Genomic DNA, 25,977 nt, shown 5'->3' with positions numbered 1-25,977 from the left:
AATGACAACTGACCTAGTTGGGCAATTCTTTTTGACGGATGGGCAAGCGTTGCCAAGCCGACCCAAAGATTAAACCTCTAGGGTGGTTTCTGTGGGTTAACCGGACTCTTTGGTTGTGTCGAAAATTTTGAACTGAGATTGACGAGCACTCAAGTTTAGTAGTCTGTTCCCGTCGAATAGTTTTCGAACAGGTTTTAAGTATGATCTCTCTGAAAGGCTGCCACTTTCCCAAGGATGCAGTTCTTTAGGCTGTGTATTTCTATTTGCGGTACACAGTGTCGTATCGTGATTTGGAAGAGATCATGGCCGAACGCGGCGTGCAGGTGGACCACGCCACTCTCAACAGGTGGGTCGTTAAGTATTCGCCGATGATCGCCGCGAGCGCGCAATCGAAGAAGCGACCAACGCTGAGTTCCTGGCGCATGGACGAAACCTATCTCCGTGTGCGCGGCAAGTGGATGTATCTTTATCGAGCGGTCGACAAAGCGGGAAACACCCTTGATTTCATGCTGTCTGAGTGACGAAATCGTCCAGCAGCAACCAGGTTCTTTGCCAAAGCACTGTCGTCCAACGGGATCCCAAACAAAATCGTCATCGACAAAAGTGGCGCAAATGCAGCTGGCATTCGAGAAGTGAACAGGATCCTGAAGCGGTTCGGTTGCCCAGCCAAAGTACAGACGATCAGGTCCAAATTTTTGAACAACATGATCGAACAGGATCATCGGTTCATAAAGCGGCGTGTTCGGCACATGTGTGGGTTTAAGTCGTTCGAATCCGCTTCCGCCACTTTGGACGGCATCGAGGTAGCCAACATGACCCGGAAGCAGCAATTCTCTAGTGATACGACTTCCGGCTTTCGGTTGTTTGCTGAGATCGCAGGATAACTGCGTCTAGCATATCGCTGGCTTTCGTCGTTCCATAAGTTTGCGACACTACCCACCCAATGGCGATAAACTGATCGTAGAAGAGCGCGAAGATCAGCGCAGTCGGAAAGGTGAGAAAATCGGCATCTCGATCCGGCCCGAGCGTGCGATGCTGTTTGATCCGGAAACCGGATTGCGGCTGCGGTAGGAGATTTGCGGCGGGATCAGTTTTGGATTCGATTTGAGTCCTGGTGACGCGAAACCCATAAACCGCCCATTTCATGCCGTGCCACGTGACTCGCCGTCAGAATTGCGATGATCCAACCCGTGACGACTGCGGTAGCCGTTCCGAACCAGACACCGATCTCGTTGAAATGCCACAGGCCGACGAAGACCCAGACAAAGAATGCGACCCCGAAACCCTGGCGGTAGAGGCTGATCCAGACCGTCCAGATGGGTCTTTTGAGGGCCTGAAGCAGCGAATTGATGGAAAAGAGCATCATGTAAAACGGCAGAATCAGGCTGTCGACGCGCAGATAGCTGACGCCTACTCGGACGACTTCGGGGTCGGTGGTAAACAGGCGCATCAGATGCGGGCTCAGGCCCCACAGGATTGGGATGGCCATCGCCGTCATGATAAATCCGACTTTCCAGCAGTAAAACAGGGCCGCCCGCACGCGCTGAAAATCCCGGGCGCCGAAATTCTGCGATGCGATTGGCAGCACAGCGCCGGTAACACCCAGCACAGGTAAAAGCAGAATTTGCTCCAGCCGAATGGCGACCCCGAAGCCTGCAATGGCATGTTCCCCGAATATTTTCAGGGCAAACTGCATGACAAATCCTGAAAGCAGCATCACCATGAAAGACACCGCCGTTGGCAGGACCTGAACGGAAATCAAGGTAAAGCGATTCAGGCGCGGGGCGAAATAGGCGATCCGCATTCGCTGCATCCGGCGTCGTCGCAGCACCTGCCGGATCATGTAGATCATGACACCGGTTTGACTGATAACGGTAGAAATGGCTAACCCGTCAAAACCGATCCCCGGGATCAGCCCGGGGATGCCAAAAATAAGCAGAGGATTCAGGGCGATATTGGCGAAGAAGGCCACGATCAGGGCGCGCTGCATTGATACCGCATCCCCATGAGCCTGGAGGATTCCGTTGCACCCATGAGCCAGCAGAAATCCGGGCAGAGCCAGAAGAAGCCAATAGAAATAGCGTAGCCCCGCATCACGGTATTCGCTGGGGTCGGACACAAGATGTATCAGCGCAGGGCCGTACCAGAGGCCTGACAATGCCAGAAGCCCGGCGGCGATAAAACCATATGTCAGACCCTGCGCCACCAATCGCCGGGCCATGCGGTGGTTGCCTGCCCCCAGGGCGTTGCCGACAAGGGCGCTCATGGCGGCTCCAAGACCAACCCCAACAGACAAAGCTATAAAGAAGGCCTGAAACCCAAGGGCCAGTCCGGCTTGTGCGCTTGTCGACAACAGCCCGGCAAAGAAGATGTCCACGACATTATAGAGCGTGTTGAACAGCATTCCGATTGCAGCAGGCACTGCCAGTGTCCGGAAATGTGCCGGAATAGACCCTCGGGTCAGGTCAAGATCGACTGGCTGAGCCATGTCACGCAGGCATCACGGGCGCTCGGCCTGAACAGTCAGAAAGACGAATTCCGGGGTCAGAACCTCTTCGAAGCCGTGATTCAGTTCAGCGTCGACGCTGATCGTGTCGCCTGCGGTCAGCTTGAACCGGGCCTCGCCATACCGATAGACCGCCTCACCTTCGAGCGCCTGAACAAAAACTACGCCGTGACCGACATAAGTCGGAGGATGACCACCCTCGCGCAGAAGGGTTACGCGCCGGGCTTGAAAACGCAGGTCCTTGCGTGAATGCAATGCCAGATTGACATATTCATGGCTATGGCCTGCGGCGATACGGGTGGATTTCAAGCCTTCGCCGTGGCGGACGAGCGTATAGTCGGTGTGATCGGTGCGGGCTTCGCGGAACAGTGACACAATCGGGACTTCAAGCGCTTCGGCCAGCGCAGCCAGGGTGTCGATCGAAGGAGAGACAAGCCCGTTTTCGATACGGCTGACCATTGCGGCGGAAATACCCGATTGCTCGGCCAGCCGGCGGGCCGATTGCTTTCGGCTTTGGCGCAGCTCTTTCAGCGATGCGCCAATTGCGCGGTCGATCTGTCTTCCCGGCGGGTCTCCCTGCATGGCTTCTCCCATCACTCGCTGCCGTAATAGCCCACAACATCTCCGTCCGTGGTCACGCCAAGCCCGTTCAACAAGCGGTTCACGTAGTTGAAATAGCCGACGATCTGATTGATTTCGAGTATCTCACCATCATCCCAACCAGTCTCTTTTAGCCCGGCCACATCAGAATCGACCATCGTACCCGGTGTCAGCGTCAGTTTTTCTGCGTAGGTCAGCGCGGCAAGATGGGCGCCGTCAAAGGCATCCTGCGGACGATGCGCCTTGAGCGCCGCCTCAATCTGGTCGGCGCGGGAGTCATCATCAATTAGATGTCGGGCGTTGGACCAGTGGTTGGCGTAAGAATAGGGGCAAGTGTTGAGGGTGGATACATAGGAACTGATGACTTCCTGAAACCACATCGGAACCGTGTTTGCCTCATCATGCAGGCAGGCCCGGTACAAAATCACGTGCCCCTTCATTGTGTTGGGGCGCAGGGAATGAACACGCATGACGTTGTCCACTGTGCCATGTGGCGTCCGGGCCAGATCCAGAGTGGCCTTCAGATGCTCGTCGGCGTCTTCGTCAGATATCATCCTGATCCAGGCAGACATTTTTGGTTCCTTCCTTAGTCGTCAGCACAAATTATGGGTCGTGTTGTACGGCGCGCTGAGTTTTTTATTGACGAGTATTGCATATTAAGCAACCATATTAATTAGCGCGCAACAGATTTAAGGATTCTCAGGCCTTGCCCGACTGCCTCACTCAGTCAAAGCGCCAATCTGGCACTAGCTTTCAGGACGGTTTCGCTACCGCCCTTTGTCGGCCCGCGCGCGCTACGGTTTCGGAGAGGCCAACTGAGAAATCACGGCGCAATTTTCACCGCAAAAGACTGCCAGGTATGGTGTCCCGAACCATGACAGGCGCGACATGACACACGCCACTCCGATGATCGAAGTGACCAATCTGGACAAGTATTATGGCACGTTCCATGCGCTGAAAGACGTTAGTTTGACGGTTCATCAGGGTGAAAAAGTAGTGATCTGCGGACCCTCTGGTTCGGGAAAGTCCACACTGATCCGTTGTTTCAATGGTCTGGAGTGGCACAATTCGGGCCGTTTGGTGATAGATGGTATCGAAGTTTACGAGGGGGCCAAGGAGATACGCGAACTGCGCCAGGAAGTTGGGATGGTTTTTCAGCAGTTCAATCTGTTTCCGCATTTGACTGTACTGGAAAATCTTATGATCGGCCCAATGAAAGTGCGCAAAGTTTCAAAGGTACAGGCCGAAGAGACCGCGCGAAATTATCTTGAGCGCGTGCATATTCCGGAACAGGCCGACAAATATCCGGCACAATTGTCTGGCGGTCAGCAGCAGCGCGTGGCGATTGCGCGTTCTTTGTGCATGGAAACCCGGATCATGCTGTTTGACGAGCCGACCTCGGCGCTCGATCCGGAAATGATCAACGAAGTTTTGGACGTGATGGTCGAGTTGGCCGAAACCGGCATGACCATGGTTGTGGTTACCCACGAAATGGGGTTTGCCCGCAAGGTCGCAGACACGATGGTCTTTATGGAGGCGGGTCGGATCGTCGAGATATCGCCGCCTGAGCAGTTCTTTACCAACCCTTCCAGCGAACGGTGCCGCCTGTTCCTGGATCAGATTCTGGCGCATTGAACGTGAGCGATCTGGGCATATCCGGGCCAAGGGGCCAGCCGTTGCCAAAGCCACCGTTCCACAAGCGGTTTTTCGACTCGATCCTGATATCCGTTGTCATTTATTCCATTATTGTTGGTCTAATCGCCTATGGCGCTTACGCCGGGGCGCAGAGTATGGGTTATAACTGGCAATGGTATCGTGTGCCGCAATTCCTGTACCGCAATACCGAGGTCGGGTTTGAATGGGGTGAAATCCCAATTGGGCTTGTAGCCACCATCCAACTGTCGGTGACCGCCTTTTTTCTGGCAACGGCGATAGGCCTTTTGGTGGCTCTGTTGCGGCTATCGGGGTTGGTCATCGGGTCAGCGGTTGCCGTGGGGTACCTGGAACTGATCCGCAATATTCCGCTGCTGGTTCTGCTTTATCTTTTCTATTATGTGCTCGGGCCGATCTTTGGGTTTGACCGATACACAGCAAGTATCCTGACACTTGCCGTTTTTCATTCGGCCCTGATTTCCGAGATTTTCCGCGCTGGTATCAACGCAATTCCCACGGGTCAGTGGGAGGCGGCAAAATCCATCGGGATGACACCGTATCAGACCTATCGCTATATCATTTTGCCGCAATCAGTACGGTTCATGCTGCCACCGATGACCGGTGAGGTAGTTCACCTGATCAAATCCTCAGCGATTGTAAGCGTGATCGCGGTGGCTGAACTGACCACGTTTGGACGCAACATCATATCCGATACCTACATGAGTTTCGAAATCTGGTTCACCATTGCACTGGTCTATCTGGTGGTGACCCTGATCCTGTCGATTGGCGTAACCCACCTGGAGAAGAAATATGCCGTCGACCAATAAAACTGAAAACTATGTCGGACAACAAGGAGAACCAAGATGAAGCTTTCTCGCAGAATGTTGGGGGCGGCGCTGAGCGCGGTCGTTGCAACAGGCGTCGCAACATCAGGTTGGGCGCAAAGCACAACGCAGAACCTGTCCAGCGAAAGTGTGATTGAAACCATCAAGCAGGATGGAGTAATCCGCATTGGGCTGTCGCTATTCGTACCGTGGTCGATGCGCGACAAGAACGGTGACCTGATCGGTTTCGAACTGGATGTCGGTCGCAAGCTGGCCGAAGACATGGGGGTCGAAGTTGAATTTGTTCCCACCGCATGGGACGGTATCATTCCGGCGCTGGTTTCGGGCAATTTCGACGTGATCATCTCGGGCATGTCTGTGACGCCGCAGCGAAACCTGACTGTCAACTTTACCGATCCATATGCTTTTTCCGGTCTGGCCATCTTGGTAAATAAGGAACTGACAGATGGAATGACTCAGGCTGATCTGAATTCTGCAGACGTGACGTTCGCAGCCCGTCGCGGTGCAACGCCCGCTGTCGTGATCGCGGAAAACTTCCCGGAAGCAAACTTGTTGCTATTTGATGAAGATGGCGCGTCGACGCAAGAAGTTCTTAACGGAAATGCACACGCAACAATGGCTTCACAGCCTACGCCCAACCGGGAAGCAGGGCGTAATCCTGAAACTCTGCGCGTGATGGAAGGCGATCTGTTTGATCCGCGTGGCGAAGCCTTTGCTATGCGCAAAGGTGATCCGGATGCATTGAACTTCTTCAACAATTGGATTGCTCAGCAATGGCGTTCGGGTTGGCTGGAAGAGCGTCACAATTATTGGTTCGCAACAGAAGAGTGGGCCGACCAGGTTGCTCAGTGACTAAAACAAAGGGCGGCGGCATTGCCGCCCCCGACCCTGAGGCGGAGCAATCCCGGTGCAAGATTTCCTGAAGAAACTGAGATGGCCAGATTATCTGATCGTGGTGACTCTGATCGCTTTCTTCGGGTATATCTGGCTGTCGATCGAAGGCACGCTGAACTACAAATGGCGCTGGGAATTGATCCCGGGCTATGTCGTTGGCTGGCATTCGGGCCGCGAAGAGTATTTCGCGAACCTGTTTCTGCAGGGGCTTATGGCGACAGTCCGTATCAGTATTTACTCGGGCATTCTGGCCTTGTTGCTTGGCACCATTCTGGGGGTTGCGCGGTGTTCAGCAAACCTGACGATCCGGATGCTGGCACGGACGTATCTTGAATTTCTCCGCAACGTGCCGCCGGTTGTGGTCGTTTTCATTTTCTTTTTCTTCCTGTCACAACAACTGATTGACGCGCTCAACCTCGAACGTTGGGCTCGTGGTATAGCGCGGCAAGAGGACAAAGATATCTGGACCTTCTTTTTCGGCGAAATGCGCCGTTTTCCCTCACTGGTTTCTGGTGTCATCGTTCTGGCCCTGTTTGAAAGCGCCTTTGTCGGCGAGATTGTCCGGGCTGGTATCCAGTCGATCCCGAAAGGCCAGCGCGAAGCGGCGCGCTCGATTGGTATGAGCAAACTACAGGAGATGCGTTACGTGATTCTGCCGCAGGCGTTGAAGAAAGTGGTGCCACCGCTGGCAAACCAATTCATCTCGCTGATCAAGGACAGCTCGATCTTGTCGCTGATCTCGGTGCAGGAACTGACCTACAAAACAGTCGAGCTTGTGGCCTCGTCCCGCATGATCTTTGAGGCGTGGATCACCACGGCCGGGTTCTATTTTGTTGTGTGTTTCGGCCTCAGCCGATTGTTTGCACGACTTGAAAAGCGGTCAGACAGGCGCTGACGCGAACGGCCCGGGGCAATGCGGATATATGATTTCCGGTTCTCGGGCAGTTGCCATAAAGCTCGGCTGCTGCTGTCCATGCTGCGGCTGGATCATCAATTCATCAAATCATCAATGTCAACCTGCTGAGCGGAGATCAGAACCAGGTTACATTCTTGCAGGTCAACCAGCTGAACAAGGTCCCGGTGCTGGACGACAACGGCTTTACCCTGCGCGACAGCACCGCAATCATGATGTATCTGGCACAGAAGTATGGCGCTGCAGATTGGGCGCCGGATTCGCCAGAAGAGCATGGGGACATACAGCAATGGCTGTCCTATTCGGTAAACGAGATTTTCCACGGCGTTGCAACGGCCCGCGCGATTGTTCTGTTTGAACGCGACATCGATTTGACCGGGCCACAGGCACTTGGGCAGAAATCCCTGCAGAATATGGAGCAGCACCTGTCACGACGACGCTGGCTGGCATGTGATCGCCCTACGATCGCCGATCTGGCCTGTTACCCCTACAAAGCACTGGCTTATCAGGGAAAGTTATCGCTGGCTCCTTACCCGGCAGTCCGTTCGTGGATCGCGCGTGTTGAAGCTCCGTCGGGATATATCCTGATGCCGGGGTTGCCGGCACCGGACTAGGACTGTTCGGGGCTACGCCCGGATCTGCACCATGCCGTTTTTGATGCGGGTTTCGAATACCTTCATTGGTCGTGTCGCAGGGGCCGAAACCGCATGTCCGTCACGCACATCGAATGCGCCCTGATGCAAAGGGCACTCGATGACGTAGCCATCAAAATACCCGTCACACAGATCAGCACCGCCATGATTGCAAAGTGCCAACGAGGCATAGACGCCGCCGGGAGTGTCGTAGACCGCCAGGATACGTGAGCCGATCTCGACCCGTGTGACCCAGTTCTTTTCCAGCCGAGTTGTCTCGATCACGTCTTTCCAGGGTTTTTCATCCGCCATGAGTTACGCCTCCGCCTTCTGCCGGATCTGCCTCAAGATCTCGCGATGGGCGGCCAGATACCCCCCAGGCTCAACATGAATGTGGTCTTTCAGCTTCTCATGAAGGCGAGGTAACGCGTGGAAAGGAACTGAGGCCACGTAGTGATGCTCTGCGTGGTAGTTCATGTTCCAGCACAAAAAGGACCAGGGGGCGGATACCAGATTGGTGCGCGTATTTTCGGACATCTGCGCCACGGTGGGGCGTCCGACATGTTCGGTCATCCGGATAAAGCGCATCACAGGCTCACCCAAAAACAAAGGGATTATCCAGTACCAGATCAGTCCCCACCAGCCGATGATGGCCATGCCCAGAAAGATGGCCGTATAGATGGCCAGCATTCTGCGCGCATCGCGATACACCGCCTGATGTTCCACTTTCGGGATGAATCGCAGCTCGGTCTCGCTGAGGTTGCCGCTGGCATGGCGAAACAGTTCCGTGAATTTACCGCGCCAGTAGGGCAGGGCGGACAGGTACATAAGGTACTCCCTCAACGTCTCGGGCAATGGGATCAGTTCAGGGTCGTCCCCGGTCAGTTGCGTATAAGTGTGGTGATCGCAATGTTCATAGCGAAAGAACCGATGCGGCAGGATAATGATCAGGCCGCAGATCTGACCAACCAGATCATTCAGCCACCTTGTACGGAATACGGTATAGTGCACGCATTCATGCTGCAGCGAGAAGTGGTGTACCAGAACGATGCCCTGGAGTAACATTGCAGGCCATATCAGCCAGTTGTTCCATGCCAGAGTAACAAGGGTGGTCGTGCAGGCCAGCACCAGAACCCAAAGCGCCAGATGGCATAAGCCGGGACCGTTAGACCGTTGCATGAAACCTTTCAGCTCTTCACGCGTGAGCTTGCCTTCGGCCAATGCCTGAGACAGGGGCGTTACGATTGCTTGTGACATGTGAGTTCCACACAATTTGCCGGTGCGGGGGCCGCGCCCTCATCGCATTTTCCGGCACCGGAGACGGGAGTGCTCCGCACCATAGGGTCCTGTCGGGTGGACTCTATTGCTACCAGATTAGCGTGATGGCACGCGTTCGATCAAGCTTGAATGATCAGCCGGTTCGGCGAAGGCCGATATCCGGATCGGGGTCGGCAAACAGTGCTGCCGCACAGGGGTGTTTGTCCAGAATGGAAGCTCCGCCGGGCAGGCGGTCAGCATGAAAAACCCCATCTTCCCAATAGGTCACACCATCGATCTTGATTGTCGGATCAAACACGTTCCAGCTGATTTCTCCGGGAGCATATGCGCCGCAAGTGTGGAAGTGCAGGATACGCGGATTGCCAAAAGCAGATCCGCCCCAGCGTTCGAAATTCTCGCGCATATCCCAAGGGTATCCGCAGCCCGGATGAATGCCAGCATGCCATGAATGCACGAAATTTCGGTCAATACCGAACTGGCCCGCGACCCGGTCATATTGTACTTCGGCCCGGGCGACATCGGTGGGCTCGCCCGTGAACCCGGTCAGGCGCCCGTTCTCAAGTGACGCAAACACCGGGCTGTCGAACTCGATCGTATAGTCTTCATAGTATCTTGATCCGGTTCCGGTTAGAAGCTTCAGCGCCACACGTCCTGAAAAACTGTGCGCCGGGACTGGCGTGAAAACTGACATGGGGAATCTCAGGATCGACGTATCGCCCGCCGGATCAAGGTTCATCTTCGGCTTCCCCTGAAAGGCCGTGCCCAGAGGGCAGGTGACCCGCACATCGGTTGCCTCGTTCAGGACGGCATTGATCGCCGCCTTGATGTCGAGAAAGGCATCATGGTGCCCGTTGGAAAAGCCCGACCCGAACAGCTCACGGTTCAGCGCAAAGCTGACGATGATTTTTTTGCCCCGGGGCATCTCCGAAAACCGTAGCTGATCCCCAAGACGGGCAAGAAAGAGGATTATCTCGGCTGCTTCGAACCGCGCCAGAAGATCCGGGGACAGGTGAGGATTGTCCGGATTAAATCCTACATCCACTGCATCAACCGACAACCCCATGGATTGCGCGACGTCCGATACGATCTTGACACTGTCCGCGTCAAAATAACCAAACTCGGGGGGTTCGTAAGCGATCAGAAGTCGGTCACCCGCCGCTGCGTGAGCGCAGTTCGTCAAAAGATTTCGCGCGCCGCGCTCGGGTGTGATGTCCGACATTCGCGTCTCCTACGGATTCAAGCCCGTACAGATTAGGCCTGCACCATGCGCCTAATCTATTTGAAAGTGATTATGTCTGACATTAGGGTGACTAATATGATTGTAAATCTGCCCTATTCAGCTCTGCGTGCCTTCGAGGCAGTTGTCCGTCATTCTGGCTTTTCCCCTGCCGCGGCCGAACTTGGTGTTAGCCAAAGTGCGGTCAGTCAGCATGTGCGGACGCTTGAGGAATGGTTGGGTCGCGATCTGCTGGTACGCGGCGCGCGGTCATCGCGCCCAACCCGAGAGGGTGAACTGCTAGCGCTGGCCATCTCCGAAGGGCTGGGGCGCATTTCAGGTGTTTGCACCCAGTTGCGGGATAAGACCCGCAACGACCGGACCATCGTGATTTCATGCCTGCCAGGTTTTGCTTTCAACTGGTTGTTTCCGCGTCTTTTGAACTTTGATCTGGCCCACCCGGACCTATCGATTTCGATCGCTACGGATACTGGTCAATATCCGTTCTCCGGCGCGGATGCGGATATCGGAATCCGCTATGGGCTGGGTGATTACCCCGGCTACCAGGTGGATCTGCTGATGACCGAGCAGTTGTTTCCTGTTTGCGCACCATCTTTGATACCCAACCTGCGCGGGGTCGAGGATCTTGCGAAGCACACGATGCTGGTAGATGAGAATCTGCATCATGGTCCTGCAAGCCCAACCTGGGATTTCTGGGCACGGCAATGCGGTCTGACGCTGCCGTCACCCTTGCGCACACGGCGATTTGGCCAATCCAATCTGGTGGTTCAGGCTGCAATTGAAGGGCTGGGTGTCGCGCTGGGTCGGGAACCCCTGGTGATCGATACGTTATGTGACGGGCGTCTGGTTCGACCCTTTCCAGAACTGACCGAGTCCCCTTTGTCTTACTGGCTGGTTCGGCGACACGAAACCAAGGACAGTCCGAAAGTCGGTGAGTTTCTGAACTGGATCAGTGCTGAAGTAGAAGCGCAACCGGACATCCCGCCATCCGCCGACGCTTATAATTAGCCTGGCTTATATGAGTCATTACCATTCCGACATGGCGCAAGGACGTCTCTCTGCCCATACTGGTACAAGCCATCTGACGATCTGGAGAGCATTTCAATGTATCTGAGAAACTGCTGGTATGTCGCTGCCTGGAGTAAGGATATCGGTCGCGAACTGAAGGCCGAAACGTTTCTGGGTGAAAACATCGTGCTTTACCGGCGGGAGGACGGCACTCCGGTCGCATTGGAAGATGCTTGCCCGCATCGTAAGCTGCCGCTGTCCAAAGGCAATCTGATCGGTGATGTGGTGGAATGCGGTTATCACGGCCTGAAATTCGACTGCTCGGGCAAATGCACGGACAGCCCGACCCAGCGTGGCATGACCCCGCGGCGGGCAGTGGTAAGATCATATCCGGTAGTGGATCGGTATCGGTTCCTGTGGATTTGGATGGGTGATCCGGAACAGGCGGACCCTGACAATATTTTCCTGATCGAGAATTTCGACGATGCCAGTTGGGGCATGACTGATGGTGGAGTGATGGATATCGACTGCCACTACCTGTGGGTTTGCGACAACCTGCTGGACCCCAGCCATGTAGCCTGGGTGCATGTCTCGTCCTTTGCCGGGGCTGGCACGGACGAAGAGCCGCTGAATGTCGAAAGAACGGACCGCGGCGTGATTGTCTCGCGCTGGATCGAGAACAAGCCGCCGTCGCCCTATTATGCGAAGCTGGTGGCCTTTGACGGTGATTGCGACAGGCTACAGCATTACGAGATGTGTATGCCCGCGATAGGGCTGAACAAATCCATCTACACGCCCGTCGGAACCGGCGGCTATGACAAACCGCCCGTTGCCGAGACTTTCATCAACGTCTCTTACAATTTCATGACCCCGATTGATGAGGATCGGACCCGGTATTTTTGGTTCCAGCACCGCAATTCCGATCCCGATAATGCTGAGGTGTCCAAATTCATGAATGATGGCGCGCGGATGGCGTTTCTTGAGGACAAGGAGGTTTTGGAGAAGGTTCATCTGGGCATGAAAAACGCCAAGACGCCAAACATTGATCTGGGATTGGACGCTGGGGCCAAACTATTCCGCAAAGCTTTGGACCGCGCGATTGAGGCTGAGGCTTTTCCGATCAACATGGTTGAGCGGGTGTAAGGTTTGTTGGCCGGTTCCGAAACCCACTAGGCATCGAGGGGGACGTGAAGCCGGGGATGCGCTGCGTCCTGTCGTTCGAACCCTCAGCCAGGTAGGCGGCTTGGGCTTCTGAATTGTCGGGGTGGGTGCCGACCATCATGTAAGAGCAGGACAGCGCGCGCGCCTTTTGTTTTGTGCTTTCGATAAGTTGCCGCCCGACACCCATGCGGCGATACAGCCGTCCAATAAAAAGGTGGTGCATGACGATACCGCGACGGCCTAGCTACAACTGTGTTAGCGGGCTCAGGGTGACATAGCCGATGACCTCGCCTTTCGTTTCGGCAACCAGCACATAGACCCATGGCTGATTGCCGAACACATCCCGCTCTAACACTGCGGCGTTGATGTTTGGGACATCACCGTGATGTGTGGCTAGAGCGCGGATCATTGACAGTAGAAAAGGCATGTCTTCGGGCTCTGCGTCCCGGATATGTACCTTTGCGTTAGGGTTGGTGGGTTTCATCTTTGCCTCCTGTTTCTTTGCCACAGAAGCGAGATGAAAAATGCCGCACTGTGGCGGCACTTTCTAACTACACATCAACGGTCGCACTGCTTAGGGCGCGTTGGAAAATGTGCCGCGGGGTTGGGCCATGACGATAATGGCCCAACGCTGTGACGATAGCAGAATAACGTCAAGTTATTCACTGTGCAATCAGAGGACCGGTGTCCGCCGCCGGTTACGCCGCGCCGTAGATCACTGGGAAACGCCCTCCGGCAAAAGGTGCGCCGGGGCGCAAACTGTCGTCATGCAGCCACTCTGTCACGGCATCGCGTGGCTGGTAGATGGCGCCCTCTACCGCAAATCGGACGGCATAGCCGCGTCTGCGCCGAGTTGAGGTGCGGTTGCCCATTGCCGAATGCACTGTCATGCCGTCAAATGCCAGCGCATCGCCGGGCTCCATCTTTGGGTAGTGAAAGATGTCGTAGGCGGCGCGGTTGGCCTCGAAATCAGGCATGTCGATATAATCGGGGTTGTCTTCCTCAAGATAGTGCAGGAACGCCCCAAGCTGGTCGGTTTTGAAAGGCCGGTACTTGGCACCCCAAGCGTGTGATCCACGAACGAACTCCAGCGCGCCATTGTCTGGGTCAACCGGGTCCAGAGCGATCCATATGGTCATGATTGGTCCGGCCACCGGCCAATAGGGTTGATCGGTGTGCCAGCCCGTCTGGGTTTTTGTCCCCGGCTCTTTGGCAAAAATCTGGTCATAGATAAGCGAAGTCCACGGGCTGCCCGCCACCTCAGCCACGCGCTGGCCGATATCCGATGTCAGGCAATAATCCTGAAATACGCCCGGGTTTTCGCGCATGTTCTTGTAGGCAAAATAGCGCTCGCCTTTAGAAACCTCTTCATCTACGGCCTTGCGTAGTTTGGTAAGCCAATCCTGCGACAGAATTTGTTTCAGCAGCACGACTCCGTCGCGTGCATAGGTTTCCTGAATGATCTTCAGGTCAGATGTCTGTGTCATGTAACATCCAATTCAACGCCTCTTCCATTGAGGCGGTTGCAGTATGCAGGCGCGTTGCACCCGGTTTGTCCGGCGTTACGTGATGGGTGAACTGCGGCAGTTTATAATGAAACAGGGCCAAAGCGATCGGGCCGACCATTTGCCGGCAAGACGTCGATGGAACTGTTCAATGCGAAGGCTCATTGCGGCACCTTTCACCAGCCAACTTAACCTAATTTTTCGCATTGGCATAGAACACATGACGGATCGTTTTACATGGCCATAAGTCTATTGACGGAATGTGCGTATTAATCAATATTATTACTACCATGCAAAAGTATTCCATCTTCTCGCTCGCCCGGAACGCACTGACCGGGCATAAGAACTGGCCCAGAGCCTGGCGTAGTCCGCCGCTGAGGAATCGGTACGATGTAGCGGTGATCGGGGCGGGGGGGCACGGTCTGGCCACCGCCTATTATCTAGCCAAAGAGTTTGGCATCACCGATGTGGCTGTGCTGGAACGTGGTTGGTTGGGTGGCGGCAACATTGCCCGGAACACTGTGACTATCCGATCAAACTACATGCGGGATGAATCGATCCCATTCTACGTCAAATCCGTCGCCATGTACGAAGGTCTCACGGATGAGCTGAACTTCAACATGATGCATTCCAAACGAACCATGGTGGATGTGGTTCAGACCTGGCCCAAGCTGCGCGAACTGCGGCGGCGACAGCTGGTGATGGATATCTATGGATCGACCTATGAACAGATCAGCACCGAGGAATTGCGCCGCCGCATTCCGGCGCTGACTGGCGGCGGGCCGGATGCGCGGCTGCCGGTGATCTGCGGCATGGTGCATACGGATGCCGGCGTGAACCGGCATGATGCCGTGGCCTGGGGCTATGCCCGTGCGGCTGACGCGCTTGGAGTAGAGATTCATCAGCAGACGGCGGTGCAATCCCTGCTGCGCGGGGCAGATGGCTCGATCGAAGGGGTTGAGACCAACCGGGGCGTTGTCCGGGCAAAGAAGGTGGTTGTGGCCGTCTCGGGTCACACAACCACGCTCACTGAAACTGCCGGGTTGAAACTGCCGCTACGGACGATGAACCTGACCGCGTTTGTGTCCGAACCGGTCAAGCCGTTGGTCGATGTGATCGTGAACTGCCCGGACAGCGGGTTCTATTTCAGTCAATCCGACAAGGGCGAGATGGTGATCGGCGGTGCGCCCGACATGGGGCAGAGTTTCCGCCGTGACATCAAGCAACACGTATTCGAAGACACGGTGACCGCAATGCTGTCCCTGTTCCCGAGTTTCAAGAAGCTCAAACTGATGCGGCAATGGGGCGGGCATCTGGATATTGCCCATGATGCCTCGCCGATCATGGATCAGACAGAGATTCCGGGGCTGTTTGTCACTGCCGGATGGTGGGGCGGCTACAAGGCCATTCCAGCAGGGGGGCTGACGCTGGCTCATCTGGTGGCAAAGGGGGAACCGCACCCGCTTATGGCGCCCTTCACTCTTGGCAGGTTCCGGCATCTGGACTTCGTGATGGAAGCCGGAACCACTACGGCGCGATAGGAAAGGTCAGGATCATGATGCTTTTACCCTGCCCATTCTGCGGCAAGCGAAACGAAAGCGAGTTTATTTTTGGCGGCCCGGTCGGGGCGGAGCGCCCTGACGCCAATGCCGTCAGCGATGAACAATGGGTCGAATATCTGACGGTGACGCCGAACCCATTGGGTCCGGTTGAGGAGAAATGGTGGCACGCGCGCGGATGCGGTGAATGGTTCACGATCTGGCGGGACACACGGACCCATGACATTGTGGAGGCGTCCGATGGCACAAAGTAACCGCCGCGCTTCGGGCGGGCGCATCGACCGAAACCGCCCTTTGCGATTCACATTCAATGGCAAACCCTATGAAGGGTTCGAGGGAGATACGCTGGCTTCAGCCCTGTTGGCAAACGGGGTTCGGGTCACGGCCCGCAGTTTCAAGTATCATCGCCCGCGGGGTATCATGGGGCACGGGCCCGAAGAACCCGCAACACTGGTGGAACTGGATGGCGAAGATGCTTCGGGCAACCGTCCCGCGACAACGGTGCCGCTGCGCGACGGGCTGAGCGCGCGGTCGGTCAATTGCTGGCCCTCGCCCGAGTTCGATCTGGGTGGGATCAATCAGCTTTTGACGCGCTTTATCCCCGCAGGGTTCTACTACAAAACGTTCAAGTGGCCGGACTGGCACCTGTTTGAACCCTCGATCCGTCGGGCCGCAGGGCTGGCGGCGGCACCCGCCAATCCTCCCGCTGCGGGTCATTTTGAGGCCCGGCACGCCCACGCCGATGTACTGATCGCCGGAGCAGGCCCAGCCGGTCTGCAAGCTGCGCTTGAGGCCGGTCGCGCGGGTAAACGTGTGTTTCTGGCGGATGAGGGCACCGAGGCGGGCGGTAGTCTGCTCAACCGCAATCTTTCGATCGGTGGCTGTCCCGCAATGGACTGGGTCGCGGATGCGGTGGCTGAGCTGCGCGGTATGGACAATGTCACCCATCTGCAAAATGCAACTGTCTGGGCCTATCGCGAACACAATCTGATAATGGTGAACGAACGCGAGCCGGAACAGGACAGTATTCTGGAACGCAGTTGGCGCGTGCGGGCCGGCGAAGTTGTTATTGCTACCGGAGCCACTGAACGCGCCATGGTTTTTGGCGGCAATGACCGGCCCGGTGTGATGTTGGCCTCATCCGTGCAGGCTTACGTCAACCGGTGGGGCGTGACGCCTGGGCAGCGTGTGGTGCTGTTTACCAACAACAACAGTGTTTATGCTGTGGCGGCTGATCTGTCAGCGGCAGGTACGCAGGTTATGGCCATTCTGGACAGCCGCAAGACTGTCCCGTCTGAGGTATTGGATCAGGTTCCGAATGTCTCGGTTCACACTGCAACAGTTGCAAGTGATGTACGTGGTCATAAAAGGGTTCGCGCGGTCAAAGCCGTTCCCATGACCGGAGGAGCAGGTCACTGGATCCATTGTGATGTGCTGGGCTGCTCCGGTGGGTGGAGCCCAACTGTGCACCTGTGGTCGCAATCCCGCAGCACGTTGCGGTTTGATGGGGATCTGGCAGCATTTGTCCCTGATCAGGCGGTTCAGAAGTGCCGCGCGGTGGGGGCAGCGGCAGGAGATCTGACGCTGAACAAGATCGTTGAGGGTGGCGACGATCTGCCTTATGCAATTGAAGCGCTCTGGCGGGTGGATGTTCCGGGCCAGCACGGCAAAGCCTTTTTGGATGTGCAGAACGATGTCTCGGTCAGTGATGTGCATTTGGCCTTGCGCGAAGGCTATGACAATGTCGAACACGTCAAGCGCTATACCACCGGCGGCATGGGGATCGACCAGGGCAAGACCGGCAATATCAACATCATCGGCACCGTTGCGATGCAAAAAGGCGTGCCGCTGCAAGAGGTTGGAACGACCACTTTCCGGTCTCCCTATACGCCTGTTTCCTTTGGTGCGATTGGCGGGTTGCGGGAGGGCTGGGGGCTGTTCCCCTATCGCCATACCCCTGTGACCCAGTGGAACAAGGACAACGGCGCGGTCATGTATGAGGCTGGCGCGCGCTGGCGGCGACCGGGATACTTCCCGAAACCGGGCGAAGGTCTGCAAGAGGCCGTCAATCGCGAATGTCGGGCGGTGCGGGAAGGCGTTGGCATCTATGATGGCTCGCCCCTTGGCACCTTTGAACTGAAGGGTCGGGATGTTCCGCAATTCCTCGATTTCATCTACTCCAACATCATGTCCAGCCTGAAACCGGGCAACGGGCGCTATGGGCTGATGCTGTCGGATGACGGGCTGATCCTGGATGATGGCGTTGCCTTCCGGCTGGACGAACACCGCTGGCTGGTTTCGACCTCGACGGGGCACGCGGATGCGGTCAATCAGCATATGGAAAAGTTGCTGCAAACCGAATTCCCCGGCTGGCAGGTGATGATCACTACAGTCACAAGTCAGTGGAACAACGCCACCATTTGCGGCCCCAAGGCCCGCGAAGTGATGCAGGCGCTGGGTACGGATATCGACCTTTCACCCGAGGCGTTCCCGTTCATGTCCTTCCGCGAAGGTACTGTCGCAGGCTTCCCGGCCCGAGTGGTGCGGGTGAGTTTCACCGGCGAATTGTCCTATGAAGTCAACGTTGCCACCCGCCACATGGCAGCTCTGTGGAATAAGGTGATGGAGGCCGGTGCGCCCTTTGGCATCCTGCCGGTTGGTTCAGAATCCAGCCACGTTTTGCGGGTCGAAAAAGGGTTCCTGTCGCTGGGGCATGAGGTCGACGGCACGGTAGACGCCTATGATCTGGGAATGGGCTGGGCGATGTCGAAGAAAAAGCCGGATTATCTGGGTAAACGCTCGGTCGCGCTACGTCGCGCAGGTGGCGGAACCCGACGCGAGCTGGTCGGTATTCTGGCGGATGATCCAAACCGGCAAATCCCCGAAGGTGCGCCGCTGACGCCCGGTGGCCGGAAAGAGGCTACTGACGGGTTGGTCACCGCCTGCGTCTGGAGCGTGGTGAACAACCGCTGGGTCGGCCTGGCATTGCTGGAGGATGGCCACGCGCGGCAGGGTGAAACGGCTCATGTGCGGCTAAAGGACGATGTGATCCCGGTCACGGTCACGAAACCGGTCTTCCACGACCCCGAGGGCAAGTTGCTTAGGTCCTGAGATGAGTTATGACGTAAAAATAGAACGACGCAGCCTGATGGCCCTATTCGACCTCAAAGGAGCGCCTGACGCGGTTTCGAATTGGGTCGGGGACGCTCTGCCGTTATTGCCGGATCGCCCGAACACCCGCGTGAATAAAGACAACACCGAGCTGTTTTACATCGGTCGTAACCACTGGGTCACCCGGGCCCCGCTGGCACAGGAAGATACGCTGGAGGCAAAGCTGAAGCCAACGGACTGCCCGGCGGATATTAGTATCGTGCGTATCTCGGACACCATGACATTCTTTCGCATTACAGGAACGGATGCGGATCAGGTGATGGCAATTGCCAGTCCGATGGACCTGCATGACAGCGTGTTCGGGCCAGATGCAGTTACCTATACCGAAGTTTTTGGTCTGAAGGCTTTGGTGATGCGGTGTCGGGATGGTATTGAGTTTGCGGTCGAACAGAGTTTTGCGGATATGATTGACGACTTTCTGACCCGCGCAACGGCCTGAGGAGGCAACTGCCATGGCCCGGACACACATCCACAAGTACCAGACGCGCTATCACGCGAAAGCAACCTATTCCAAGGCAATCCGTGCCCGGGGTGATTTTGTTTTCATGCAGGGGCAGGTTGGTACTTTGCTGGATGGAACACTGATTGGCGAAGGCGATCCCGGTGCCCAGGCGGATCAGGCCTGCCGCAATATCCAGCGCTGGATGGAAGAGGCCGGAGGCAGTTTGGCAGATGTCTGCAAGCTGACAGTTTACGTCACCGACATCTCGTACCGCCCTGCCGTTTACGAGGCCATCAATCGATGGTTCGAGGGCGTGCATCACTGCTCGACCGGTGTGGTGGTACAGGGGTTGGCCGACCCGTCGCTGTTGGTTGAGATCGACGCGATGGCTGTCATCGACGATGATGTGGGCGCTACCGGATAGGGATTTCGGCAAATCCCGATATTACGTTGTGTTGGTATTCAGGTCGTGAGAATGTCCGGTCAAACTTGTCCGGTTTTGTCTGCGAATAGTAATGCGGTCGACGCTAACCTCAATTCTTCCGTTCTTTTTGATCATTGCGCTGGGTCTGGCCCTGCGAAAGGGGGAATTCCCAGCACGGATTTCTGGAACCTGAATGACAAGCTTGTCTACTGGGTTCTGATGCCTTGCCTGCTGTTCAGCAAAATCTCACTGTCCCCTTTGGATAAGTCGGCGCTGGGATTGTACTCGGTCGCAATTCTGAGCGGGTTCGTCGCGGCGCTGTTGTATGCCGTTTTCACTGCTAAACTGATGGGACATGCGCCGCCGCGGACGACCTCGATCCTGCAGGGCAGTGCACGGCACAATTCTTTCATAGGGCTTGCACTGGCGGCGAATCTGTACGGTCCTGCCGCGCTGGATATCGCTATCCTTGCGACCGCCATTTTTGTGCCCACCACCAATATCGTTATGGTTATCCTGATGGTCGGCGCGCTTAAAAGCGACCGGGCCAACAGCCTGCCCGTGGCCATCCTGCGGGAGCTGGCGCGCAATCCTTACGTGATCTCGATCTTTCTGGCGGTCAGCGCCAATCAGGTGATCGGAGATCAGATACCGGTCGTGCATGATGTGACGGATGTTCTGGGGGCCGGGGCATTGCCGATCACTTTGCTTGCGGTCGGGGCGAACCTGCGGGTCCGGTCATGGCGGCCAGAGCATTGCCTCTGGTTCTTGCCATTGCCGGAAAGATGGTTGTCTTCCTTGTGACCGTGCTGGTGATCGGATTGACCGTTGGTTTGCCAAGGGATGTCCTGCAGATTGCCGTAGTCTATTCGGTCGTTCCGACCGGGGCGTCGTCGTACACATTGGCCAAACAACTGGGCGGTGATGCGCCATTGATGGCGGCAATCGTGACTCTGCAAACGCTGATTGCGGCCATCAGTATTCCGGTGTCGCTCGCATTGCTGTTGCCGCTGATCCCATAGTCGGGCGACTACTGCGCCAAAACACCGTGTGCCCAATGCGCAATATCCAGCAGCCTGGTATCGTCGCCTTTTCGACCGATCAGTTGAAAACCCAGTGGCAACCCGTTCTGATCCGCGCCAAAGGGCAAAGCGATCGAGGGCACCTGCAACAGGTTCCACATCCGCGAATACAGAGGGTTTCCGGTGGCTCCCAGTCCCTCCGGTGCTGGGCCCGGGGCGGATGGCACAAGCAACGCGTCCGTGTCCCGGAACAACTGATCCAGCATTGCTGTTGCGCGGTCCCGTGTCCCCAGTGCTGCGTGATATTCCGCGTCGCTGACATCCAACCCAGCGGCAATAAGGTCGTGGAACTGTGGACTAATGCCCGGCATGCCAACGGTGTATTCAGCAGCACGCAGACGGGCGGCTTCGTACCCCATGACGGTGATTTGAGCTTGTGTCAGATCCGTGAAGACAGGTGGATGGGTGATTTCACCAGTATCGGTCCCAATTGCGTCAAGGGCGGACAAGGCACGATTGCAGGTGTCGCGCATCTCAAGCGAGCCATCTTGCCAATAGGGCCCCCGCATTAAACTGATGCGGGGAAGGGCCTCGTCGAAATCTGTCGGGGGCAGCAGATCGGTGCCGCGTAGTACAGCATCGCTCAGCGCGAGGTCGCGGGGATCGCGTGCCAGAACGCCCAAAGTATCGAGGCTTTGGGACAGACCCATGACACCGGTCAGATCGTAGCGTCCGGTAGTTGGCTTGAAGCCGCAGACCCCGCAATAGGCGGCAGGGCGGATCAGCGAAGCCGCGGTTTGAGATCCAAATCCCAAAGGGGCCATGAAATCAGCCACAGCCGCGGCCGAACCGGATGATGATCCACCTGGTGTATGCGCCGGGTTGGCCGGGTTTGCAGTCTTGCCGGGTCGGAAATAGGCGAATTCGGTGGTAACCGTCTTGCCGATCGGAATGGCACCTGCGTCCAGAAAGGCCTGCACACAGGTCGCGTTCCGATCAGGGCGGCGATCCGAATAAAGGTCACTACCCCAACCGGTCGGCATGTCATCGGTGTCGATGATGTCCTTGATCACAAATGGCACGCCATGGAGCGGTCCGCCAACGGGGAGTGCGTCGGCAGACCTTGCACGTTCCATGGCAAGCTCGGCATCGAGGGTCTGAAAAGCCCCGATGACGGGTTCACGGTTTTCGATCCGGTCCAGATGATCCGCCATCACTTCGGATGGCTTCACCTCGCCAGCCCGGATCATTGCGGCCAGTGCGTGGGCGGAGTGATGGTTCAGCTGCGTCATGCCTCCAGCGCTTTCAGGGCGTCGGCAAAAGGCGTGACAGGCATGTCATAGATGCCTCCGCCCAGGCGTCCGGCTTCGCCCAGCCGGTCAAGAATGCCCAGGCCGATCACGGGCCCTGAACCCTGTTCTACTGCGCCGCGCGCGGTGCTTCCCAATTGAACATCCAATGCGCGGAAATAGGGATGCGCCCCGACCGACAGGCCGGACATGCGTGCCTGCGCATCTTCGGGCAGATAAGCCCCCAGACCCTTTTTCTGCTCCGGGCTCAGATCGATGGCCATGGCCCCCAACCCGAAGGCTTCGACGACGGCGCTGTCACCGATAGCACCAAGCGCCCGCTCCTGTGAGAGGTCTACCTCAAACGTCCCTTTGGGCGGGCTGGCCGGGATTGTGAACCACTGGCCCGGCAGACCGGAGATCTGAATGCCTGTTTCGCGCCCATTGCCGCCTGCCGCGGTGACGAAGCTGGAGCCGTCAATCCCTTCGGCCAGTTTCATCATACATTTGGTTGCCGCCATCCACAGGTTCAGAAACAGCGAAGGTGAGCTGTCCATAAAGGCCAACACATCGTCATCCGTGATCCCGCCCGGCGTGCGATCCTTGAGCTCGGCAATCAGCGCCTGCGCGGATACTGGTGTACGCCCGTGGCAATCATCCCCTCCCATCAGGCCGATCACAGCGAGCGGAACCAGAGCAATCCCTTCAGCGATCCCTTTCTCCAGCACGTCTAGAAACCGGGTATTGAGCCATTGGATATGGTCCAGCACCGCCTCGGACCGCAGCCCCAGCCGCATTGCCGGACGGCTACCCCCATTGATCGGCGCATAAACCTGCTGCCGCCCGCGCCACGCGTCATAGACCGTGTGCAGCGGCATATCCGCCGAGACCACGGTGGCCAGCGGCGTCACCACATCATGATCCTGTGCGGGTTTCAGGAGGATTTCACCTGCGTTGATCATTGCTTCGGCCTGATCGAAATTCCTCGCAAGTCCCTGCCAGACGGCAGCGACGCAGGCTGAGTTCAGGATCGGTGCAGCAATCTGATCGGGGCTGGCAAAAGCGGGGCCTGCGTGCAGCAGAACGTTCTCGTCCAAACCCAGCGCATCTGACGCGGTATTGAACCGGTTCCAGACCGGTTGGGTCACCATCGCCTTGTCGAATGCCAGTTGATCTGCGGCGTGCAGCATCACGTGTCCTCCGGCGGGATGATCCATGTTTCCGAGAAATACAGGAATGCTGTCGTCGTCTCATACCCGGCTTGTACCCGTGTACCCAGTTTGCCCGGCAAAGCATGGCCATTGACGATGATCTGCGCCGAATGGGCAGGCACCAGCAGCGAGAACATGTTCTGTTCGCCTGACGCGACTTCGTGCGGAGACAGTTCCAGCGCGCGGGGTGGTTCGAACCCTTCCCAGACCAGCTCAACGGTCAGATTCTCGCCTACGATGGTCTCGGTATAACGATGGCTCATCGGATCGCCTGAAGAACGCACGACCTGCGCGCCAATCTCGGGCAGGGTGGCGAAAGCAGGGGCGTTGGCGAAGGCGGCCAGTTTGCTGATGAAGTTGGTCTTCAGAAAAGCCGTGAGATCAGGATTGTCGCTGAGGATTACGTTCGGAGCCTCAGGTGGTCCGTCCACCTGATCCGGGGTTCCGTAAAGCAAGAGCACCTGACCCTGACCGACCGGAGACCAGGCCACGCGAAAGAACAGCGCCATGGCTGAGAAGTTGTCAATGTCGTCTTTGAGCAGGATGCCCGGGTTTTCGCCTGTCCAGTCGACGATGCCGGGTGTGATAGGTTCGTTCAAAGGCATCACAGATCTTCCTGCGGGGTTACCCAGGTTTCCGAGAAGGCGAGGAAGGCCGTCGACATGGTGCGGCCAAAGAACTGGCGGCTAGCGACCTGACCGGGCAGGCGGGTGCCGTTGATGACAACCTGCGCCGCCTTGGCCTCCAAAAATACCGAATACATTTCATGCGCTTTAGTAGCCGAGTTCTCCTTGGTCACCTCTACCGGCATTGGTGGACCCATGTCCTGCCAGATCATCTCGACCGTAACGCCCGAGCCGCGCAGGGTTTCGGAGTATCGGGACTTCAGATCGCGGGGGCGCTTTTCGACGCTGTCGCAGTCCAGCCAGCTCATCGCGCCGAGACCCGCCTTGCCAATGAAGGTCGGCATCTTTGTCACCCATCCATCGACGATCCAGCGCATCATCCGCTGGTTATCGGTCATGACCAGGTTTGGCACACGCGGCCAGCCCTGCGCCTGATCGGGCGCCCCGAGGATCAGTGCTGCGTGTCCACGACCATAAGGTGACAGAACCACCCGAAAGAAAAGCGCCAGCGTGTCATAGTGATCCTGGTCGGGGTCCTGTTTCAGATAGATGCCCGGGTTTTCACCGGACCAGTCCACTCGGCCGGGGTTATGGGGGATGCGCGCTGTCATGACCAGCTCGCTTCATACTCTTTCAGCGCATCAACGATGAACGACTTGCGAGCCTCACCCTGCAGGTGGTCACCGGATTTGTAGATTTCAGCTACCTGATGCGAGATCTCTTTGAGTACTGCCCCCTCGTCCCGCCCCACCTGCAATGGAATGCGCAGCATGGTGTCACCAGCATATGTCGGTATCACCTTGCCGGCGAAATTGTCAGAGGGTTGAGGCGGTATTTCGCCACTCTTCAGAGCGCGAATGGCGTTGCGCAGCAGGCGACGCGCCTTGGCGACACCCCGGTCGGTAAAGCTGAGGTTTTCGCGGGCGTGGATATTCTTGGGCCCCTGACTGACCCAGGCGTCATAGTCCCCCGGATCGCGTTGCCGCATCTCATACGGTCGGTCGGGATCCTGACCGTAGAAATCGGTCATTCCAAAACCCACCTTGCTTTTATCAGTCAGACCCTTGGGATCGTCATTCGCCGCCGCATCGCGGAAGTGACGCCAGGCGATGACCATCGTGTTGGTGTCGTCAATTGGAGTGATCCAGCGCGACAGCCCGCAGCGTCCAAAATAGCGCGGCCCATCCGGCACCGGGAAATGACCGCCGTTCTGGGTGAACGAGGGCAACATATGATCATGGATGCGGACCCAGACGATATCCTCCACACGCCGGACATTCGTGTAGAAATCGCCGGTCTGGCTTTCGTGAAACTCGATCATCGGCATTTCGGCAAAGGCGTCGATGAACTGGCTCCGCACAGCCAGAGTGTGCAGGTAGACCACATGGAACGGATCCCAGGCATTCTCCATCACTTGCAGCCAGTTGCAGGGGGACTTGATGAGATAGGGCACCAACTCGTCACCTTCGTCATCGAAGGTATCCATGACCGGGAAGGGGGGCTGCGCGACGGCCGGACCCATATAGGCAAAGGCCAACCCTTTGTATTCGATCACCGGATACGCCCCCAGGCAAGCCTTTTTCTTGACCTGAGAGGCAGGTGGTTCACACGGGGTTTCCAGGATGGTGCCGTCAAGTCCGTATTTCCAGCCGTGATAGGAACACCTGATGCCGCCTTCCTCTACAATGCCAAACTCAAGGCTCATATTGCGGTGGCAGCAATGCAGATGGGTCAGGCCTAGCTTGCCTTCTTTTTTTTCGCGAAACAGAACCAGATCTTCGCCCAGAATGCGCAGACGATAGGGCAGGTCGCCGATCTGGTCAGTCATCGCCACCGGCATCCAGAACCGGCGCAGATATTCGCCGCATGGCGTGCCGGGGCCGACTTCAGTCAGCTCCGGGTCGGGCTCTTGTTGCCAAACGCTCTGCTGGTCGTGACCGCGGAAATTGCCCTCGGGGGTTGAGAAATGATCGTTCATGGCATCCTCCGTGCGTATCGGTG

General features: G+C 56.9%; 30 protein-coding genes and 1 pseudogene. 16 read left to right on the top strand and 15 right to left on the bottom strand.

The genetic code is table 11. From position 1 onward, the window contains the following. Positions 1–251 precede the first annotated feature (251 nt). Both ACR0BK_RS15035 and ACR0BK_RS15030 read left to right on the top strand, forming a co-directional pair. A pseudogene (locus tag ACR0BK_RS15035) lies at positions 252–884 on the top strand (IS6 family transposase). A gap of 40 nt (positions 885–924) precedes the next feature. Further along, positions 925–1,071 carry a hypothetical protein gene (locus ACR0BK_RS15030; protein ID WP_480520684.1) on the top strand — a complete coding sequence of 49 codons (147 nt, stop codon included), beginning with the start codon at positions 925–927 and terminating at the stop codon, positions 1,069–1,071. A gap of 16 nt (positions 1,072–1,087) precedes the next feature. Here the strand turns inward: ACR0BK_RS15030 and ACR0BK_RS15025 are convergent, their stop codons facing one another. The 3 genes from ACR0BK_RS15025 to ACR0BK_RS15015 are packed head-to-tail and all read right to left on the bottom strand — an operon-like array spanning position 1,088 to position 3,678. After that, positions 1,088–2,488, bottom strand: a complete 1,401-nt coding sequence (locus ACR0BK_RS15025) for an MATE family efflux transporter (RefSeq protein ID WP_480555243.1) — start codon at positions 2,486–2,488, stop codon at positions 1,088–1,090. A gap of 12 nt (positions 2,489–2,500) precedes the next feature. Further along, on the bottom strand, positions 2,501–3,088 hold the full coding sequence (locus ACR0BK_RS15020) for a helix-turn-helix domain-containing protein (RefSeq protein ID WP_480478040.1): 588 nt from the start codon (positions 3,086–3,088) through the stop codon (positions 2,501–2,503). Between the two features lie 11 nt (positions 3,089–3,099). Beyond that, entirely contained in the window at positions 3,100–3,678 is a 579-nt protein-coding gene (locus tag ACR0BK_RS15015; RefSeq protein WP_480555241.1) for a carboxymuconolactone decarboxylase family protein, read from the bottom strand. A gap of 316 nt (positions 3,679–3,994) precedes the next feature. On the opposite strand from ACR0BK_RS15015, the gene ACR0BK_RS15010 reads away from it, so the two are divergent. From ACR0BK_RS15010 to ACR0BK_RS14990, 5 genes are all read left to right on the top strand, one after another. After that, positions 3,995–4,741 (top strand): amino acid ABC transporter ATP-binding protein, encoded by a 747-nt coding sequence (locus ACR0BK_RS15010; RefSeq protein WP_480478035.1) that lies wholly within the window; start codon positions 3,995–3,997, stop codon positions 4,739–4,741. A 41-nt stretch (positions 4,742–4,782) separates the two neighbouring features. Beyond that, a complete protein-coding gene (locus ACR0BK_RS15005) occupies positions 4,783–5,586 on the top strand; it encodes an amino acid ABC transporter permease (RefSeq protein ID WP_480555239.1) in 804 nt (267 codons plus the stop codon). Positions 5,587–5,622: 36 nt separating this feature from the next. Then, entirely contained in the window at positions 5,623–6,456 is an 834-nt protein-coding gene (locus ACR0BK_RS15000; protein WP_480478031.1) for a transporter substrate-binding domain-containing protein, read from the top strand. 55 nt (positions 6,457–6,511) lie between these two features. Continuing rightward, positions 6,512–7,393, top strand: coding sequence for an amino acid ABC transporter permease (locus tag ACR0BK_RS14995; protein WP_480496294.1), 882 nt, complete (start codon positions 6,512–6,514; stop codon positions 7,391–7,393). 98 nt (positions 7,394–7,491) lie between these two features. Beyond that, the gene (locus ACR0BK_RS14990; RefSeq protein ID WP_480555244.1) at positions 7,492–8,025 is read left to right on the top strand and encodes a glutathione S-transferase N-terminal domain-containing protein; all 534 of its coding nucleotides are present in this window, start codon (positions 7,492–7,494) and stop codon (positions 8,023–8,025) included. Positions 8,026–8,037: 12 nt separating this feature from the next. Here ACR0BK_RS14990 and ACR0BK_RS14985 read toward each other — a convergent pair whose 3' ends face one another. The 3 genes from ACR0BK_RS14985 to ACR0BK_RS14975 form a co-directional block, all read right to left on the bottom strand. Further along, positions 8,038–8,355: a non-heme iron oxygenase ferredoxin subunit gene (locus tag ACR0BK_RS14985; protein ID WP_480520678.1), complete on the bottom strand. Its 318-nt coding sequence runs from the start codon at positions 8,353–8,355 to the stop codon at positions 8,038–8,040. A 3-nt stretch (positions 8,356–8,358) separates the two neighbouring features. Then, complete coding sequence (locus ACR0BK_RS14980; protein ID WP_480520676.1) at positions 8,359–9,300, bottom strand: fatty acid desaturase family protein; 942 nt, start codon at positions 9,298–9,300, stop codon at positions 8,359–8,361. A 154-nt stretch (positions 9,301–9,454) separates the two neighbouring features. Then, positions 9,455–10,540, bottom strand: a complete 1,086-nt coding sequence (locus ACR0BK_RS14975; RefSeq protein ID WP_480555238.1) for a hypothetical protein — start codon at positions 10,538–10,540, stop codon at positions 9,455–9,457. 96 nt (positions 10,541–10,636) lie between these two features. Between ACR0BK_RS14975 and ACR0BK_RS14970 the strand changes: the two genes are divergently transcribed. Both ACR0BK_RS14970 and ACR0BK_RS14965 read left to right on the top strand, forming a co-directional pair. Continuing rightward, positions 10,637–11,566, top strand: a complete 930-nt coding sequence (locus tag ACR0BK_RS14970; RefSeq protein WP_480478019.1) for a LysR substrate-binding domain-containing protein — start codon at positions 10,637–10,639, stop codon at positions 11,564–11,566. Between the two features lie 96 nt (positions 11,567–11,662). Further along, positions 11,663–12,709, top strand: coding sequence for an aromatic ring-hydroxylating dioxygenase subunit alpha (locus tag ACR0BK_RS14965; protein WP_480555237.1), 1,047 nt, complete (start codon positions 11,663–11,665; stop codon positions 12,707–12,709). Here the strand turns inward: ACR0BK_RS14965 and ACR0BK_RS14960 are convergent. The 4 genes from ACR0BK_RS14960 to ACR0BK_RS14945 form a co-directional block, all read right to left on the bottom strand. After that, the gene (locus tag ACR0BK_RS14960; protein ID WP_480555235.1) at positions 12,687–12,950 is read right to left on the bottom strand and encodes a GNAT family N-acetyltransferase; all 264 of its coding nucleotides are present in this window, start codon (positions 12,948–12,950) and stop codon (positions 12,687–12,689) included. The two genes, ACR0BK_RS14965 and ACR0BK_RS14960, sit on opposite strands and share 23 nt — an antisense overlap. 21 nt (positions 12,951–12,971) lie before the next feature. After that, a complete protein-coding gene (locus ACR0BK_RS14955) occupies positions 12,972–13,211 on the bottom strand; it encodes an N-acetyltransferase family protein (RefSeq protein ID WP_480555233.1) in 240 nt (79 codons plus the stop codon). A 214-nt stretch (positions 13,212–13,425) separates the two neighbouring features. After that, a complete protein-coding gene (locus ACR0BK_RS14950; RefSeq protein WP_480555231.1) occupies positions 13,426–14,214 on the bottom strand; it encodes a phytanoyl-CoA dioxygenase family protein in 789 nt (262 codons plus the stop codon). After that, a complete protein-coding gene (locus ACR0BK_RS14945) occupies positions 14,198–14,353 on the bottom strand; it encodes a hypothetical protein (protein ID WP_480555230.1) in 156 nt (51 codons plus the stop codon). Before ACR0BK_RS14945 ends, ACR0BK_RS14950 begins: the two co-directional genes overlap by 17 nt. A 169-nt stretch (positions 14,354–14,522) precedes the next feature. On the opposite strand from ACR0BK_RS14945, the gene ACR0BK_RS14940 reads away from it, so the two are divergent. The 7 genes from ACR0BK_RS14940 to ACR0BK_RS14910 all read left to right on the top strand — a co-directional run bounded on the left by ACR0BK_RS14940 (position 14,523) and on the right by ACR0BK_RS14910 (position 20,850). Further along, positions 14,523–15,773: an FAD-dependent oxidoreductase gene (locus ACR0BK_RS14940; protein ID WP_480496288.1), complete on the top strand. Its 1,251-nt coding sequence runs from the start codon at positions 14,523–14,525 to the stop codon at positions 15,771–15,773. Positions 15,774–15,787: 14 nt separating this feature from the next. Continuing rightward, on the top strand, positions 15,788–16,045 hold the full coding sequence (locus ACR0BK_RS14935; protein WP_480496286.1) for a sarcosine oxidase subunit delta: 258 nt from the start codon (positions 15,788–15,790) through the stop codon (positions 16,043–16,045). Further along, positions 16,032–18,902, top strand: a complete 2,871-nt coding sequence (locus tag ACR0BK_RS14930; protein WP_480555229.1) for a 2Fe-2S iron-sulfur cluster-binding protein — start codon at positions 16,032–16,034, stop codon at positions 18,900–18,902. The genes ACR0BK_RS14935 and ACR0BK_RS14930 overlap by 14 nt, the downstream gene beginning before the upstream one ends. Before the next feature lie 37 nt (positions 18,903–18,939). Next, positions 18,940–19,401, top strand: a complete 462-nt coding sequence (locus ACR0BK_RS14925) for a sarcosine oxidase subunit gamma family protein (RefSeq protein WP_480520662.1) — start codon at positions 18,940–18,942, stop codon at positions 19,399–19,401. A gap of 13 nt (positions 19,402–19,414) precedes the next feature. Further along, complete coding sequence (locus tag ACR0BK_RS14920; RefSeq protein ID WP_480555228.1) at positions 19,415–19,828, top strand: RidA family protein; 414 nt, start codon at positions 19,415–19,417, stop codon at positions 19,826–19,828. Positions 19,829–20,047: 219 nt separating this feature from the next. Beyond that, complete coding sequence (locus ACR0BK_RS14915; protein WP_480555226.1) at positions 20,048–20,632, top strand: AEC family transporter; 585 nt, start codon at positions 20,048–20,050, stop codon at positions 20,630–20,632. Continuing rightward, entirely contained in the window at positions 20,614–20,850 is a 237-nt protein-coding gene (locus ACR0BK_RS14910) for an AEC family transporter (RefSeq protein ID WP_480555225.1), read from the top strand. The genes ACR0BK_RS14915 and ACR0BK_RS14910 overlap by 19 nt, the downstream gene beginning before the upstream one ends. An 8-nt stretch (positions 20,851–20,858) precedes the next feature. Here the strand turns inward: ACR0BK_RS14910 and ACR0BK_RS14905 are convergent, their stop codons facing one another. Genes ACR0BK_RS14905 through ACR0BK_RS14885 form a run of 5 tightly spaced genes read right to left on the bottom strand, consistent with a single transcriptional unit; the run spans position 20,859 to position 25,954 of the window. After that, positions 20,859–22,142, bottom strand: a complete 1,284-nt coding sequence (locus tag ACR0BK_RS14905) for an amidase (protein ID WP_480555223.1) — start codon at positions 22,140–22,142, stop codon at positions 20,859–20,861. Next, positions 22,139–23,329 carry a YlbE family protein gene (locus ACR0BK_RS14900; protein WP_480555222.1) on the bottom strand — a complete coding sequence of 397 codons (1,191 nt, stop codon included), beginning with the start codon at positions 23,327–23,329 and terminating at the stop codon, positions 22,139–22,141. The genes ACR0BK_RS14905 and ACR0BK_RS14900 overlap by 4 nt, the downstream gene beginning before the upstream one ends. Beyond that, positions 23,329–23,955, bottom strand: coding sequence for a hypothetical protein (locus ACR0BK_RS14895; RefSeq protein ID WP_480555221.1), 627 nt, complete (start codon positions 23,953–23,955; stop codon positions 23,329–23,331). The genes ACR0BK_RS14900 and ACR0BK_RS14895 overlap by 1 nt, the downstream gene beginning before the upstream one ends. After that, positions 23,955–24,587 carry a hypothetical protein gene (locus tag ACR0BK_RS14890; RefSeq protein WP_480520648.1) on the bottom strand — a complete coding sequence of 211 codons (633 nt, stop codon included), beginning with the start codon at positions 24,585–24,587 and terminating at the stop codon, positions 23,955–23,957. The genes ACR0BK_RS14895 and ACR0BK_RS14890 overlap by 1 nt, the downstream gene beginning before the upstream one ends. Further along, positions 24,584–25,954, bottom strand: a complete 1,371-nt coding sequence (locus ACR0BK_RS14885) for a Rieske 2Fe-2S domain-containing protein (RefSeq protein WP_480555220.1) — start codon at positions 25,952–25,954, stop codon at positions 24,584–24,586. The genes ACR0BK_RS14890 and ACR0BK_RS14885 overlap by 4 nt, the downstream gene beginning before the upstream one ends. Positions 25,955–25,977: the final 23 nt, after the last annotated feature.

It is taken from the genome of Ruegeria sp. AF1 (assembly GCF_056542125.1).
This window is presented reverse-complemented; position numbering and strand designations above follow the sequence as displayed.

Excerpts from the sequence above, each read along its gene's own strand:
- ACR0BK_RS15025 (WP_480555243.1), bottom strand. The coding sequence starts at position 2,488 with ATGGCTCAGCCAGTCGATCTTGACCTGACCCGAGGGTCTATTCCGGCA.
- ACR0BK_RS15020 (WP_480478040.1), bottom strand. The coding sequence starts at position 3,088 with ATGCAGGGAGACCCGCCGGGAAGACAGATCGACCGCGCAATTGGCGCA.
- ACR0BK_RS15015 (WP_480555241.1), bottom strand. The coding sequence starts at position 3,678 with ATGTCTGCCTGGATCAGGATGATATCTGACGAAGACGCCGACGAGCAT.
- ACR0BK_RS15010 (WP_480478035.1), top strand. The coding sequence starts at position 3,995 with ATGACACACGCCACTCCGATGATCGAAGTGACCAATCTGGACAAGTAT.
- ACR0BK_RS15000 (WP_480478031.1), top strand. The coding sequence starts at position 5,623 with ATGAAGCTTTCTCGCAGAATGTTGGGGGCGGCGCTGAGCGCGGTCGTT.
- ACR0BK_RS14985 (WP_480520678.1), bottom strand. The coding sequence starts at position 8,355 with ATGGCGGATGAAAAACCCTGGAAAGACGTGATCGAGACAACTCGGCTG.
- ACR0BK_RS14980 (WP_480520676.1), bottom strand. The coding sequence starts at position 9,300 with ATGTCACAAGCAATCGTAACGCCCCTGTCTCAGGCATTGGCCGAAGGC.
- ACR0BK_RS14975 (WP_480555238.1), bottom strand. The coding sequence starts at position 10,540 with ATGTCGGACATCACACCCGAGCGCGGCGCGCGAAATCTTTTGACGAAC.
- ACR0BK_RS14970 (WP_480478019.1), top strand. The coding sequence starts at position 10,637 with ATGATTGTAAATCTGCCCTATTCAGCTCTGCGTGCCTTCGAGGCAGTT.
- ACR0BK_RS14965 (WP_480555237.1), top strand. The coding sequence starts at position 11,663 with ATGTATCTGAGAAACTGCTGGTATGTCGCTGCCTGGAGTAAGGATATC.
- ACR0BK_RS14960 (WP_480555235.1), bottom strand. The coding sequence starts at position 12,950 with ATGCACCACCTTTTTATTGGACGGCTGTATCGCCGCATGGGTGTCGGG.
- ACR0BK_RS14955 (WP_480555233.1), bottom strand. The coding sequence starts at position 13,211 with ATGAAACCCACCAACCCTAACGCAAAGGTACATATCCGGGACGCAGAG.
- ACR0BK_RS14950 (WP_480555231.1), bottom strand. The coding sequence starts at position 14,214 with ATGACACAGACATCTGACCTGAAGATCATTCAGGAAACCTATGCACGC.
- ACR0BK_RS14945 (WP_480555230.1), bottom strand. The coding sequence starts at position 14,353 with ATGGTCGGCCCGATCGCTTTGGCCCTGTTTCATTATAAACTGCCGCAG.
- ACR0BK_RS14940 (WP_480496288.1), top strand. The coding sequence starts at position 14,523 with ATGCAAAAGTATTCCATCTTCTCGCTCGCCCGGAACGCACTGACCGGG.
- ACR0BK_RS14935 (WP_480496286.1), top strand. The coding sequence starts at position 15,788 with ATGATGCTTTTACCCTGCCCATTCTGCGGCAAGCGAAACGAAAGCGAG.
- ACR0BK_RS14930 (WP_480555229.1), top strand. The coding sequence starts at position 16,032 with ATGGCACAAAGTAACCGCCGCGCTTCGGGCGGGCGCATCGACCGAAAC.
- ACR0BK_RS14925 (WP_480520662.1), top strand. The coding sequence starts at position 18,940 with ATGGCCCTATTCGACCTCAAAGGAGCGCCTGACGCGGTTTCGAATTGG.
- ACR0BK_RS14920 (WP_480555228.1), top strand. The coding sequence starts at position 19,415 with ATGGCCCGGACACACATCCACAAGTACCAGACGCGCTATCACGCGAAA.
- ACR0BK_RS14915 (WP_480555226.1), top strand. The coding sequence starts at position 20,048 with ATGCCTTGCCTGCTGTTCAGCAAAATCTCACTGTCCCCTTTGGATAAG.
- ACR0BK_RS14910 (WP_480555225.1), top strand. The coding sequence starts at position 20,614 with ATGGTTGTCTTCCTTGTGACCGTGCTGGTGATCGGATTGACCGTTGGT.
- ACR0BK_RS14905 (WP_480555223.1), bottom strand. The coding sequence starts at position 22,142 with ATGACGCAGCTGAACCATCACTCCGCCCACGCACTGGCCGCAATGATC.
- ACR0BK_RS14900 (WP_480555222.1), bottom strand. The coding sequence starts at position 23,329 with ATGCTGCACGCCGCAGATCAACTGGCATTCGACAAGGCGATGGTGACC.
- ACR0BK_RS14895 (WP_480555221.1), bottom strand. The coding sequence starts at position 23,955 with ATGCCTTTGAACGAACCTATCACACCCGGCATCGTCGACTGGACAGGC.
- ACR0BK_RS14890 (WP_480520648.1), bottom strand. The coding sequence starts at position 24,587 with ATGACAGCGCGCATCCCCCATAACCCCGGCCGAGTGGACTGGTCCGGT.
- ACR0BK_RS14885 (WP_480555220.1), bottom strand. The coding sequence starts at position 25,954 with ATGAACGATCATTTCTCAACCCCCGAGGGCAATTTCCGCGGTCACGAC.